The organism is Bacteroides cellulolyticus, from assembly GCF_025567135.1.
GTDB lineage: Bacteria > Bacteroidota > Bacteroidia > Bacteroidales > Bacteroidaceae > Phocaeicola > Phocaeicola cellulolyticus.
Genome location: NZ_JAOQJJ010000012.1, coordinates 51,382 through 63,648, shown reverse-complemented (window position 1 = coordinate 63,648; position 12,267 = coordinate 51,382). Strand labels below are relative to the sequence as shown.

The window sequence follows — 12,267 nt, the reverse complement described above, 5'->3', positions numbered from 1 at the left end:
TTTAGTTTATCATAACACATTTTTTTCTCATCTTGCGGTCGCAATAGCGCTTGCACTGCCCGCAGATGTCATACCCGAGCATGGCCCCCAAAATGAAATCCTCTTCCGGAGTGAGCTGGTTAAGCGGACGGGTGACTATCATCCGTATGGCATTGATACATTCGTCCTTGCCGAAGAACAAGTTGATGCGTTCATCGTCAACGGTCTGTATGACGAACTTTATACGCTGTTTCTTCAGGCGGTTCACGGCAAACTCCTGATTCTTCCTGTTCATGGTGTAAAGCACCATCTGTCGCACTCCTTTCTTGAACTCATACACATGGTTCAGAAACACCTTCATATCAGTAGGATTTACATTTTGCATCATCATAGGCTATTGGTTTTAAGTATAAATATTTTTACAATAATGTCTTGATATGGTCAGTCCATGCAGTCACTCTATCATCAGTCTTGCCGCTCTCGTTCATCTCGTCTATGGCAAGACCTACAAACATACCGTCAACAACCGCTACAGACGAAGAGTAAGTATAGTCAGCATCAGAAACTCCATTGATAAACTCACATCCGGTACCTTTCAAATCTTCATAGATGATTCCCATACCATCGCAGAACGTATCGGCATACGATTCAGAGTCTCCACAGCCAAACAGTCCGACAAGTTTGCCACTGAGGTCAAGCCCTTTCAACAGCTTCACACCATCGTACCAGTCGTCCTGCAACTCGCCGTCACCCCAAGTAGATGTACCCAGCAGAAGAACATCGTATGAGTTTACCATATCCGCAGTCATCTTGCTCACATCGTGTACATCGGCAGATGAAACGCCCAATTTACCTGCAATCATTCCTGCTACCGTTTCTGTAGTTCCTGTAGTGGAACCATAAAAAATTCCAGTCTTTTTCATTTCCTTACATTTAATTGATTTGACATTGCAAAATAAGTGCAAACAAAGTGTTTCTGAAATACCTAAAAATAATGATTTTAATGTCGGCAGAAACAGGTTTCTTACCTAACCTTTGGTAGTTTTATAACTAATTCCATATCTTTGAAGAAAAATATATATGTTATGGACACTCATCACCACCACAATCATCATCACCATCATCATGAAATTTCTGCTTCTATGAGCAAGATTTTCATTTTCTGCATTGCGCTAAATCTTTTATTCGTAGGGATTGAAACTGTTGTAGGATTACTATACAATTCTGTAGGACTCTTGTCGGATGCCGGACATAATCTTAGCGATGTTTTCAGCCTAGTACTTGTGCTTGTCGCGTTCAGAATGAGCAAAACTGCATCAACCCCACAGTTTACGTATGGGTATAAGAAAGCCACTATACTTATTTCTCTGATTAATGCCCTGATACTGCTTGTTGCCGTAGGTGCCATCATAATAGAGAGTATATATAAACTGAAGAATCCTCAGCCTATATCAGGCACAGCCATAAGCTGGACTGCCGGAGTTGGAATTCTGATAAACGGACTGACCACATGGCTGCTGATGGGTGGAAGCAAGCAGGACATAAACGTAAAAGGCGCATACCTTCACATGCTTATGGATACACTTGTGTCAGTTGGTGTTGTAGTATCGGGAATTATAATAAGTTACACGGAATGGATATGGATAGACCCGATAATCGGTATCGTATTGGCAATAATAATCATGTTCTCCACCTATAATCTGCTCAAAGAGAGTCTGCTTATGACGCTTGATGCCGTTCCATCATCCGTTGACAAAGAGCACATCATCGAAGACTTACGCAATTACAACAAGATAGAAAGCTGGCATCACCTTCATATCTGGGCTATCAGCACCACTGATTTTGCCGCTACCATTCACATTGTTATAAAAGACCTTAATGACATGGAAAATGTCAAGACAGAAGTAAGAGAGATTTTCCATAAATCAGGAGTGCATCATTGCACAATCGAGACAGAAACAGCAGGAACGGAATGTCAGGCATACTCATGTAAATAATTCATAACGTGTTCAGTGAACATCCAGTGACTGTTCACTGAACATATACTAAACCGAAGCTTAATCTTTTAAATATAGTTAAATCAACCAACCTTTCCATAGTAGTATGACATATATTTATAGTCTTCCTTAAAATATAAACGCACGAATAAACACATTATGGCTATAAATACCGAAACTTTTAAGGACAATTTTCGTATGTACTACCGTCCGCTATGCCTTTTCGCATTGCATTATCTCCACGATATAGACAATGCGGAAGACACAGTACAGGACTGTTTTGCCGAACTCTGGGAACGGAAAGACTCAGGAATGGAGATTTCTAATATAAAATCATATCTGTATTCTATGGTAAGGAACCGCTGTATAGATATCGTAAAGAAAGACTCACTGATAGACAACAATGTACAGCCGTCCGATCTTGAAGGCATCATCTCCGAAGAGGAATGCGAGGAACGTTCGTACGACGAAGCCCGACTATGGACCGCAATAGACTCACTGCCGGAAAAGTGCAGGGAAGTGTTCCTGCTTGCAAAACGCGACGGAATGAAGTATGAGGAAATAGCCGTCAGGATGAACATCTCCGTGAACACGGTAAAAAATCAGATGAACAAGGCTCTTAAAAACATCAAAGAAGGTATCCGCAAAGTATATATGTTCTTTTTCGGATAATTTTTTTCATTTCGGCATAGTAGTTTTTTCAATACTTTGCGTCTTATCTAAAAACAAAGTACAATCATGAAAGATAAAGAAGAAAAAAACTTGCAGTTTGTCCTCAGATATTACAGATACGGAAGACTGGACACGGCCAAGGCCCTGAACAAAATAACAGGCATCAGGCAGCAGAATAATCTGCACAGATTATGGATATACTCGTCTGGAGTAGCTGCCGCAATACTGATATGTATAGTAAGCTATACACTGTTAAGCCGAAGTGACAACAACATGATATCAGTCACTGCGGATGCAGGAATCACCAGACATTTCCTGCCGGACAGCACACTTGCCATACTCTCCAAAGGTTCCACTTTGGAATACGACTCCTATAATTACGGAAAGAAGTTACGAGAAGTAAATATGTCAGGAAAAGTCTTTTTCTCTGTCCGCAGAAACGAGCAGTCACCATTCACGGCCACAGCAATGCATGCACAGGTCAAAGTCCTCGGGACTGAATTTGAAATTGACGAGCGTATGCAGGATACTGTAACAAATGTATATGTAAAATCCGGAAAGGTAATGTTCAAGGGCAGGAACAGTTCCAAAGGAATTATCCTCACAAAAGATATGAGCGGAACACTGACGCACGGAAACGAAATGCCAGAAATGACTAACACCGCCTTCCCTAACCCGTCAGCATGGGCTACAGGAAAGTTCGTTTACAAGAATACTCCTATAGATGCCGTAATGAAGGAACTCTCAATTTATTACGGAACAAGCCTTTATGCGTCCGAACATTTCAAGACCATTACAGCCGAGTTCAGAACGGACAGCTTAGATGAAATAATATCTCTTATAGAGAAAACACTAGACATCAAAATAAGTAAAAAAGACTGAACATGAACAGAATTATATCAATAATCCTTCTGTTTTCTACAATATGCGTTTCATCAATAAATGCACAAGGCAGAGTCACTGTAGAAGACATGATGGAGCAGGTGAAGAGTATATACCCTGTAAGCTTTGTTTACGACTCGTCAATAAAGCTGAACATACCGTATTCAGGCAAGAAACCAAGTATGGTAAGCCTTGAAAACAGCCTTGAAACAATATTCAGCAATACCGGTATCAAATGGGAGATAAACGGTGACTATGTTATACTGAAAAGACTGTCGTCATATACATTGAGCGGATATATCTATCAGGAGAACGGCGAGACAGTGATAAACGCCACAGTCTGGGACATCACCTCCAATACAGGCACACTGACAAACGAACATGGTTTCTACAGTCTTACACTCAACGAAGGTAAACATAAAATCCGTTTCTCGCATATCAGCTGCGGTGAGCAAACGGAAGATATTACACTAAAAGGAAACAAATCGCAGAACATATACCTGAAAGCTGATTACCGCATAAATGAGGTGGTGGTTACTGCCGACCTAAACTCCCCTATCTACACTACGCAGACCGGAAAAGTTTCGCTTACGGCAAAGGACTTTGTAAGCGGAAACAACTTCATGAGCTCGCCTGATGTAGTGAAGAAGCTTCAAAGTCTGTCGGGAGTAGCCAGCGGTACGGAGCTAATCTCCGGACTTTATGTACACGGCGGAGGAAACGACGAGAACCTTTTCCTGCTCGACGGTACACCACTATATCAGGTGAATCATGCCGGAGGACTGTTCTCTGCATTCAATACTGACATTGTAAAGAACATCGACTTCTACAAGAGCGGCTTCCCAGCCCGTTACGGCGGACGACTGTCATCGGTAGTGGATGTCCGCACAAACGACGGAAACATGAAAGAGTATCACGGAAGTTTCACGCTCGGACTTCTTGAAGGCAGAATACAGTTTGAAGGACCGATAGTAAAAGACCGCACCTCCTTCAACGTGGCTATGCGACGCACATGGATAGATTTACTCACAGCCCCCTCATTAGCCATAATGAATACAAGCAGAAGGGACAAGATAAATACAAGATATGCCTTCCACGACATCAATGCGAAAGTTACTCACATATTTTCTGAAAAGAGTCGTGCGGATATCAGCCTGTATTCCGGTAATGATCTTCTAAAAGTGAACAATAAGGCATATTCTTATTCTTCTGAACTTTCAAATATAGACAAATTCAATCTGCAATGGGGAAACTTCACCGCATCGGTCAACTGGAAATATATCTTTTCTCACAAACTGTTTGCAAATTTTACCGGAGTATATACCCATAACCGCTCCAAATTCGACTATCTGAGTGAAGAACGCTTGGGATATATAGAGGGATTGGACGGTGCAATAATAAAAATCCAGAACAACTATTCCACCATAAACGATTTCGGCTACAGGATGGAGTTCGACTATCGTCCCAACACATGGAACCACATCCGTTTCGGTTCAAACTATATGCGCCACATTTTCATGCCGCAGAATTTCTACTCAAAGTACGACAATGCGGCGAACAACGAACTGACAGACAGAATAAAAAGTCAGTACAAGAGTAATGAATTTACCCTCTATGCCGAAGATGACATCTCGCTTGGCAGCCGTCTGAAGCTGAACGGTGGAATACACTACACCATGTTCGGAATTGCAAATACAAAATATCACTCTGTAGAGCCACGCGCAGCAATGAACATCAAACTATGCGACAATGCAAGTTTCAAGGTTTCATATACCGAGATGAGTCAGTTCATGCATCAGCTATCGGCTACATACCTGAACCTGCCGACAGACTATTGGGTACCTTCTACTGAAAAAATCACCCCTATGAGGTCGCGACAATACTCAGCAGGAATATACAGCAGACTTCCGTATAACATCAGATTAAGCATAGAAGGTTTCTATAAGACAATGAACAATCTGATAGAATACAATGGCGATAACCAACTCAACCCTTCTGCTGATGACTGGGAAGAGAATGTACGGACAGGAAAAGGAAAGGCATATGGTGCGGAAGCTGACATCAGTTACAGTAACGGAAAAACATCCGTCGATGCATCCTACACCCTTTCGTGGAGCAAAAGATTCTTCCCGGACTTCCATCAGTCATGGTACCCGGACAAGTTCGACAACCGTCATAAATTCTCTATCAACCTGAGCCACAAGTTCAGTGACAGGATTGACGCATACGCATCATGGAACTTCCATAGTGGAAATCGCATGACAATCCCTACGCAAAAGATAGAAGCACCTGCCATACCCGGAACAGAGAATAAAAACGAAAGTATTATGGTTTATGAATCCCCTAACAACGTATCTCTTCCGGCTTATCACAGATTGGATTTAGGTATAAACTTCCGCAAGACCACTAAAAGAGGATTTGAGAGAATCTGGAATGTCAGTCTGTATAATGCCTATTGCAGGATGAATCCGCTATATGCCACTGTAACACAAAAAGAAGACGGAAGTTTCGTGGGAAAAGCATATGGAGTATTCCCTATAATTCCGTCATTCAGTTATACACTTAAATTTTAAACATACAAGTATTTAGTACCTATAAACTCAAGAACTTAAAAATTCAAAAACGTATGAAATTATATATTGCATCACTACTGATTATATTATCATCGTGCACATACGAATTCAACATAGATGATGTGGAAGCTAAAAGAAAGCCGGTAATATTCTGTATGCCAAACACACTTGGAGATACTACACTGATACAGGTATCGCAAAGCATGAATGTAAACAATAAAGGTACAAACTCTTCTGCCAAACCGGACATAACATTTAAGTTGAACGGAGTGGAAAAGGAAATAAAATATATTGACAAAGCGACAGACTTGCTCCCTGCAAATTCATACTATGTTCTTGGCAAACTGAAAGAAGGCGACAAGATAGATATGGAAGCATCATACCCGGATATGCCTACGGCAAAATCGAGTACCGTAATACCACAGCCTTTTCCATTGGACAAATGGGATATGATTCTAAAGGACGGTTCATACGGCAGGGAAATACAGTTCCGCATATCATTTACAGATAATGCCGATACAAAAGACTATTACGGTGTAAGAATAATAAGGAAAATCAGTTATCACAATTATTATCCTAATTACAATCTTGGGGCAGACTATGATAAATTATGGGGCATAGAGTTCAATCTTGACGAAGAGCCACTGCTGTCAAAGAAAGTAGGTTTTGACGAGATATTCGATATTTCGAAACTTCATTATCAGGAGATCTATTTGTGGGACGATACCATGCTTAACGGCAAAAGCTACACATTACATCTCGGTACAAATTATAGCGAAGATAGCGTAAATGAATACAACAGCACAGTCAATTTTTTCAAGATCTACCTCTACAGATTTTCGGAAGAAATGTACAAATATCTGAAATCTATAAACGACATAGATAACAATGATTTAGGAGAATACGGCCTTGCCCCTATCCGCAGCCACTACACAAACATAGAAAACGGTATAGGTCTTTTAGGCGGATGCAGTATTTACGAAACCGACTGGATAGAGAACCTGAAAAATGAAGAGAACGAAGAATAATCAATTATTTAAACATAGACTTATGAAAAAGAAACTTTTACTTACAATCGCAATATCTGCAATAGTATTCGCGACATCACAAGCACAGGAATTCAGATACGGACTTTCCGGCGGCTATAACCTTAACTCTATGATAGCGAACGAATCAAAATCAGGTTTCCATGCCGGACTGAAAGGTGAATATGCTTTCAGGGACGCCCAGAAAGGATTGTACACCGACTTCGGACTGATGATTTCATCATACGGTTGGAAATCCACACCTGCATACGAGAACGGAACCGGAAAAGAATTAGAATGGGACACAACACCTTACTACCTGAACATACCAATCCACTTAGGTTATAAATTCAAGGTCAATGACAATCTAAGCATTTTCGTAAACGCCGGTCCGTACTTCAACATCGGAATGTTCGGCAAGATGAATTACACGACTACATATCCAGACGGCAAAACGGAAACAGGAATATCATCAAACAATATGTTCAAAGACGGACTCTCACCACGCTTCGACTGGGGAATAGGTTTCCGTGCCGGAGTGGAAATTGCGCGTCACACACAGATAGCCATAGGATATGACTGGGGCATGAAAAATTCTTATATGAACAACCCTGAAACCAAAAACAGAACGTTTGTAGTTTCACTGACGTATTATTTCTAATTCTTAATTCAAATGAAACTTTTCATATTCATCGCATTATTTTGTATTTCCGCATGTCTCAGTTCATGCGGAACCACTACTTATAATCCGTATAACAAATCGGTAACTTCGTCGTTTCAGTTTTAAGCATCATTTAAAAAGTGTTTAGGTAGTACTTCTCCCAAAGTGCTACCTATTTTATTATCAGCACGTAAGCAACATAACATAGCAACAGCGCCACACCAACAATCACAGCAAACTTCAGTTTCAGACGAAACAACTTGTCGTTATCAGCCCTCTCCTTTTCCACTGTATTTTTCCTTATATGGTCTATACTGTCGGCCGACATGTCCGGAAGTTCACGTCCCCTCCCCACCTCTATGAGACGGTTACGCGTATCATTCATCCGCTCACGGTTTCTGTTTCTCAGCTCACGGTTCTCCTTGTCACGACGCATCATATCGTTTATGCATCCTAAAGTTCCCATACTATAATATTTTGTTCCCCTAAGGTAATAAAACTTGAGAACAAATACAAGCAAAAAACTATACAGTCGGTTTTGATTTAACAAACTTATTGCCAAGCCATTTCCTTACAGGTTCATCATAAAGTTTCAGACACGCGTATGCCAATACTATACTGCCAAAATAAACCATTGCCGAAACCATCCATGTTTCCCCCATTGTATAGAATTTGTTCTCTATAAGCCAAGAGTAGAACACATACATCACAGGATAATGAACGGCATATAGAGGATATGATATGTCACCCAAAAAACGACAGATAGCTGTTGATTTCTTGTCGGTAGTCTTACCTGACGCACCTATACATACCAGAACAGGAAATACAATTGCAATACATATCATCTCGAACACTCCGTTAAGACATACAGGTGATTTTCCTTCAATATATGGAACACAGAAAATTGCAATCAGTACAACAGTACAAATCCAGAATGCTCCCCTTATGTTGAAACTGCGGAAATTTCTTGAAATAAGCATACCGAGAGTGAAAGGGAACAACATCCTGAGCATACCGCCCCAAAAGTTCAGACCGTCAAGAGTCCATCCTACACCTATCATCCCGTAGCCCACTACATCAAACAATGCGAACCATGAAAGTCCAAGTCCGAGAAGAACAACCAACACTGTCAAAGCCTTATTCCCAAGACGATGAATGAAAAGAGCATAAAGAATATTGCCTATGTATTCGAAAAAGAGTGACCAGCTTGGTCCGTTGAGAGGAAACATCTCCCCATTACCACGAATATCATACCCGGCTCCCGGATATGCAGGAATAAAGAACATAGTCAGCAACAATGCCAGCATGGCCATAGATGTAGCTACATGAGTCCCGTCCCATTTCACACCTCCCTGAATGAAAAATGCTATGAAACCTATTACAGCTCCCATTATTATCATAGGGTGAAGTCGGATAAGCCTTCGCTTGAAAAAATTCTTCAGCGTCATATTCTTTTTCCATCTGTCATCGTATGCATATCCGATAACAAATCCAGAAAGAATGAAGAAGAAATCTACTGCCAGATAACCATGGTTAATTGTAGTAATGAGTGTTCCTCCTCCTGCAAAAGAGAATCCCTCGAAAATATGATAAAACACTACAAGCAGAGCTGCTACTCCCCTCAGTCCGTCAAGGAGTTCATAATGAGGCTTGGAATCGGAAAATGCGGCTGATGAAATATTTCCTGTCATGTTGATAATAATATTAAATGCTACTGTAAATATGCGCAAATATACACAGTATCATCCAATAAAAATTTGTCCTAAATCAAATTATGGTTTTTCGTTTCTCAATCTGCTGAGTGTAGAAAGGGTTATCCCCAGATACGATGCTATATATGTCAGATTAACCCTTTTACATACTTCGGGAAATTGCTTACGAAACTCCTCATAACGTTCTTTTGCCGGAAGAGCCAGTCGCTCCTTATGGCTTCGGTGCAATCTTCTGTACTCATTCTGATGTATTATCCTTCCCCAATTGCACAGTTCAAGATTTGTTTCCATAAGCCTTTTAAGATCACATATATTTATTCTGTATGCTTCCACATCCTCCAGCGTCTCAACATATTCCTCACTCTTTCTGTTATAATAAAGTTCATCCATACTGAAAACCATACAGCCTTCCGCACCAAAAGATGTTGTATATTCCTCCCCATCGACGATCCAATATGCCCTCAACATACCTTTCTCTATGAAATAGGCATACTTACAATATAAGCCCCCCTTAATAAGCTGATATTTTTTCGGAAAACGGCAAGGCGTTAAATATGATTCCAGTTCCTGAATTGTCTGATCTGACACCGGATAATGCTTTCTGATGGTTTCTATAATATTTTTCATTGTAGAAGTTCTAAAATAACAAATGATGTAATATATCCATCCGTGGTTAAAGTTACACAGAATTATCTTATGGAGAATACTTTTTACTTATCAATTTATATCACAACAAAAAAAGTACAAACATTATTTGTTACATTTAGTCTTCATAACTTTGAGGATTTTTTGCTTTATATTCATTTTTTAATATACATTTCTTTCATGTCAGTAAAAGATTTATCATATTTTTTGTAAGTTCGCAGCCAATTTGGAATATAACTTGATTTATTTAAACAAATAAAAGACAATTCTATTATGAAAAAAACAGCATTATTCGTCAGTGCATTACTCATCTGCGGAATGGCTAATGCACAGTATTTCTGCACAAAGAACGGTACGGAACTGCATTACGTAAACTATGACGAAGCTGGCCAGAGTATTTCTAATGTAACTACCACCGTAAAGAACGTTACAAATGAAGACGGTAAGACTCTTGCTGATTATTACAGCAAGACAGTGACAACCAAGACTAAAAACAACACTTCCTATTCACTGACACAATGGAGCTACGACGGTAACAATACCGTTTGTACTGAAGATCTGATGTACGAACTTTATATTGCTTCGGACTCCGATCCTGCCAAGTACGGTCCTACAGCTAAAGCAGCTCTGCAGGAAGACAAAAAGTTTGATGGAGACAACTCTTTCACATTGTCTGATAATGCCAAAGCCGGTGAATCTATGCCGAACCGTTCATATAAGCTTATTCTCAATATGCTGAAAAACGAAATCAATATTTCCGGAGCCGCATATATGGGTAATGAAACAGTAAGCACTACAGCAGGTAAATTCGACTGTATTAAAATATCGTATCTGAAACGTACCAAGATTGTATTGAAGACTACAACCTTAAGAATCACTGAATGGTATGCTAAAGGTGTAGGACTCGTAAAGTCTGAGGCTTACGACACAAAAGGTAAATCATACGGAAAGACTTTGCTGACCAAGATTGTAAAATAAGACTCAAAAGAAGCATAGACTAATAATATTATAATATATATGATGGTAGCACTCTCAACCAGGGTGCTACCTTTGTTTTTAGCCAACTTATCTCTTTGCAAAACATTTTCAAATACTACTGGAATACCATTAAATAGCATTTAAATGCCATTTAAACGGTATTTACTATTGGCAGATTTGTAAAAAACGAAAAACAAATAATAAAGATGCAGAAGATGTTTTGTAATTATTACAAGTTTCCCTAACTTTGATAAAAATATCAGACTTTATATCCATTTGTAAAAACATCTGTATATGAAATTCAGGATTATCATACTATCTGCATTTTGTCTTCTCTCGGTAGGCATATATGCACAGGAAGACAACTCAAAGTTGAGAAAGGACAGCCTGAGAGCCATAACTAATGAAAGTCTCGGCATCCTGGAAATGTCACCTGTAAATAATGATATGAAAAAGCCTGAAGTAAAAGCCGAAACGGAAATACAACAGATGGAAATACAGGAAATAAAGTTGCGCCGCCCGTTCTACATGCCGTACCATACGAACCCCTCTCCTATGTTCTACGGTGATTACAGTACCGGCAGAATGATGGCTCCCAATCTGTATGGTTACGGTTCGCAATCAACGCTGCCAGGGATTGGAAGAATAAACGAAGCGTCACTGATGTACCAATACAATATAAATGATTATTGGGAAATACAGGCAGGACTGAATGCTACCAAGTTTAATTTCCCGTTCAGTACCGGTCAGTCTTTCGGAACATCAGGAGCTGTAATTTACAGGCCGAATGAGAGACTGAGTTTCAGGGCTTTCGGTTCATATGCTCCGGCCAGTGCATACGGATTTCAAATGAGCAGTTTCGGAGGAACCATAGGCTATGAGTTCAACGATAGATGGGGAATGGAAGTCGGTGCAGAAAGGATATATGACCCTATGAGAGGAAGATGGGACACACGCCCTATTGCAATACCTTATTACAAATTTAATAAGACCAAAATAGGACTGGACGTAGGAGGTATTCTTTATGAGATAATAAGAAGCGCAAAATTTAAAAATCAGGGCGGCAACCCTACAATAATGCCGGGAAGATAAAGAATATAATGCAAATGCAGATATAATAATTAATTTACAAACAACTAAAAA

General features: G+C 39.9%; 13 protein-coding genes. 8 read left to right on the top strand and 5 right to left on the bottom strand.

Going from position 1 to position 12,267, the window contains the following annotated elements; genetic code table 11:
* Position 1 precedes the first annotated feature (1 nt).
* A complete protein-coding gene (locus OCV82_RS11050) occupies positions 2–370 on the bottom strand; it encodes a DUF2023 family protein (RefSeq protein WP_154044438.1) in 369 nt (122 codons plus the stop codon).
* A 28-nt stretch (positions 371–398) separates the two neighbouring features.
* Entirely contained in the window at positions 399–902 is a 504-nt protein-coding gene (gene fldA, locus OCV82_RS11045; RefSeq protein WP_154044437.1) for a flavodoxin FldA, read from the bottom strand.
* A gap of 162 nt (positions 903–1,064) precedes the next feature.
* Here fldA and OCV82_RS11040 point away from each other — a divergent pair, with 162 nt between their 5' ends.
* From OCV82_RS11040 to OCV82_RS11015, 6 genes are all read left to right on the top strand, one after another.
* Entirely contained in the window at positions 1,065–1,976 is a 912-nt protein-coding gene (locus OCV82_RS11040; RefSeq protein WP_154044436.1) for a cation diffusion facilitator family transporter, read from the top strand.
* 159 nt (positions 1,977–2,135) lie between these two features.
* On the top strand, positions 2,136–2,648 hold the full coding sequence (locus OCV82_RS11035; protein WP_154044435.1) for an RNA polymerase sigma-70 factor: 513 nt from the start codon (positions 2,136–2,138) through the stop codon (positions 2,646–2,648).
* Positions 2,649–2,714: 66 nt separating this feature from the next.
* Positions 2,715–3,530 (top strand): FecR family protein, encoded by an 816-nt coding sequence (locus OCV82_RS11030; RefSeq protein ID WP_154044434.1) that lies wholly within the window; start codon positions 2,715–2,717, stop codon positions 3,528–3,530.
* 2 nt (positions 3,531–3,532) lie between these two features.
* Positions 3,533–6,103 carry a carboxypeptidase-like regulatory domain-containing protein gene (locus tag OCV82_RS11025; RefSeq protein ID WP_154044433.1) on the top strand — a complete coding sequence of 857 codons (2,571 nt, stop codon included), beginning with the start codon at positions 3,533–3,535 and terminating at the stop codon, positions 6,101–6,103.
* A 53-nt stretch (positions 6,104–6,156) separates the two neighbouring features.
* On the top strand, positions 6,157–7,131 hold the full coding sequence (locus OCV82_RS11020) for a DUF4249 domain-containing protein (RefSeq protein WP_154044432.1): 975 nt from the start codon (positions 6,157–6,159) through the stop codon (positions 7,129–7,131).
* 22 nt (positions 7,132–7,153) lie between these two features.
* Entirely contained in the window at positions 7,154–7,789 is a 636-nt protein-coding gene (locus OCV82_RS11015) for a porin family protein (RefSeq protein ID WP_154044431.1), read from the top strand.
* A gap of 172 nt (positions 7,790–7,961) precedes the next feature.
* Here OCV82_RS11015 and OCV82_RS11010 read toward each other — a convergent pair whose 3' ends face one another.
* The 3 genes from OCV82_RS11010 to OCV82_RS11000 form a co-directional block, all read right to left on the bottom strand.
* Positions 7,962–8,255, bottom strand: coding sequence for a hypothetical protein (locus tag OCV82_RS11010; RefSeq protein WP_154044430.1), 294 nt, complete (start codon positions 8,253–8,255; stop codon positions 7,962–7,964).
* Between the two features lie 58 nt (positions 8,256–8,313).
* On the bottom strand, positions 8,314–9,480 hold the full coding sequence (locus OCV82_RS11005; protein ID WP_154044429.1) for an acyltransferase family protein: 1,167 nt from the start codon (positions 9,478–9,480) through the stop codon (positions 8,314–8,316).
* Between the two features lie 81 nt (positions 9,481–9,561).
* The gene (locus tag OCV82_RS11000) at positions 9,562–10,128 is read right to left on the bottom strand and encodes a Crp/Fnr family transcriptional regulator (protein ID WP_154044428.1); all 567 of its coding nucleotides are present in this window, start codon (positions 10,126–10,128) and stop codon (positions 9,562–9,564) included.
* Between the two features lie 291 nt (positions 10,129–10,419).
* Here OCV82_RS11000 and OCV82_RS10995 point away from each other — a divergent pair, with 291 nt between their 5' ends.
* Together OCV82_RS10995 and OCV82_RS10990 are read left to right on the top strand one after the other, a co-directional pair.
* A complete protein-coding gene (locus OCV82_RS10995) occupies positions 10,420–11,124 on the top strand; it encodes a TapB family protein (RefSeq protein ID WP_154044427.1) in 705 nt (234 codons plus the stop codon).
* Positions 11,125–11,418: 294 nt separating this feature from the next.
* Entirely contained in the window at positions 11,419–12,216 is a 798-nt protein-coding gene (locus tag OCV82_RS10990; protein ID WP_262543543.1) for a hypothetical protein, read from the top strand.
* The last annotated feature ends 51 nt before the right edge of the window (positions 12,217–12,267 follow it).

Bases quoted from the DNA above. Each gene is read 5' to 3' on its own strand.
- OCV82_RS11050 (WP_154044438.1), bottom strand. From the start codon at position 370: ATGATGATGCAAAATGTAAATCCTACTGATATGAAGGTGTTTCTGAAC.
- fldA (WP_154044437.1), bottom strand. From the start codon at position 902: ATGAAAAAGACTGGAATTTTTTATGGTTCCACTACAGGAACTACAGAA.
- OCV82_RS11040 (WP_154044436.1), top strand. From the start codon at position 1,065: ATGGACACTCATCACCACCACAATCATCATCACCATCATCATGAAATT.
- OCV82_RS11035 (WP_154044435.1), top strand. From the start codon at position 2,136: ATGGCTATAAATACCGAAACTTTTAAGGACAATTTTCGTATGTACTAC.
- OCV82_RS11030 (WP_154044434.1), top strand. From the start codon at position 2,715: ATGAAAGATAAAGAAGAAAAAAACTTGCAGTTTGTCCTCAGATATTAC.
- OCV82_RS11025 (WP_154044433.1), top strand. From the start codon at position 3,533: ATGAACAGAATTATATCAATAATCCTTCTGTTTTCTACAATATGCGTT.
- OCV82_RS11020 (WP_154044432.1), top strand. From the start codon at position 6,157: ATGAAATTATATATTGCATCACTACTGATTATATTATCATCGTGCACA.
- OCV82_RS11015 (WP_154044431.1), top strand. From the start codon at position 7,154: ATGAAAAAGAAACTTTTACTTACAATCGCAATATCTGCAATAGTATTC.
- OCV82_RS11010 (WP_154044430.1), bottom strand. From the start codon at position 8,255: ATGGGAACTTTAGGATGCATAAACGATATGATGCGTCGTGACAAGGAG.
- OCV82_RS11005 (WP_154044429.1), bottom strand. From the start codon at position 9,480: ATGACAGGAAATATTTCATCAGCCGCATTTTCCGATTCCAAGCCTCAT.
- OCV82_RS11000 (WP_154044428.1), bottom strand. From the start codon at position 10,128: ATGAAAAATATTATAGAAACCATCAGAAAGCATTATCCGGTGTCAGAT.
- OCV82_RS10995 (WP_154044427.1), top strand. From the start codon at position 10,420: ATGAAAAAAACAGCATTATTCGTCAGTGCATTACTCATCTGCGGAATG.
- OCV82_RS10990 (WP_262543543.1), top strand. From the start codon at position 11,419: ATGAAATTCAGGATTATCATACTATCTGCATTTTGTCTTCTCTCGGTA.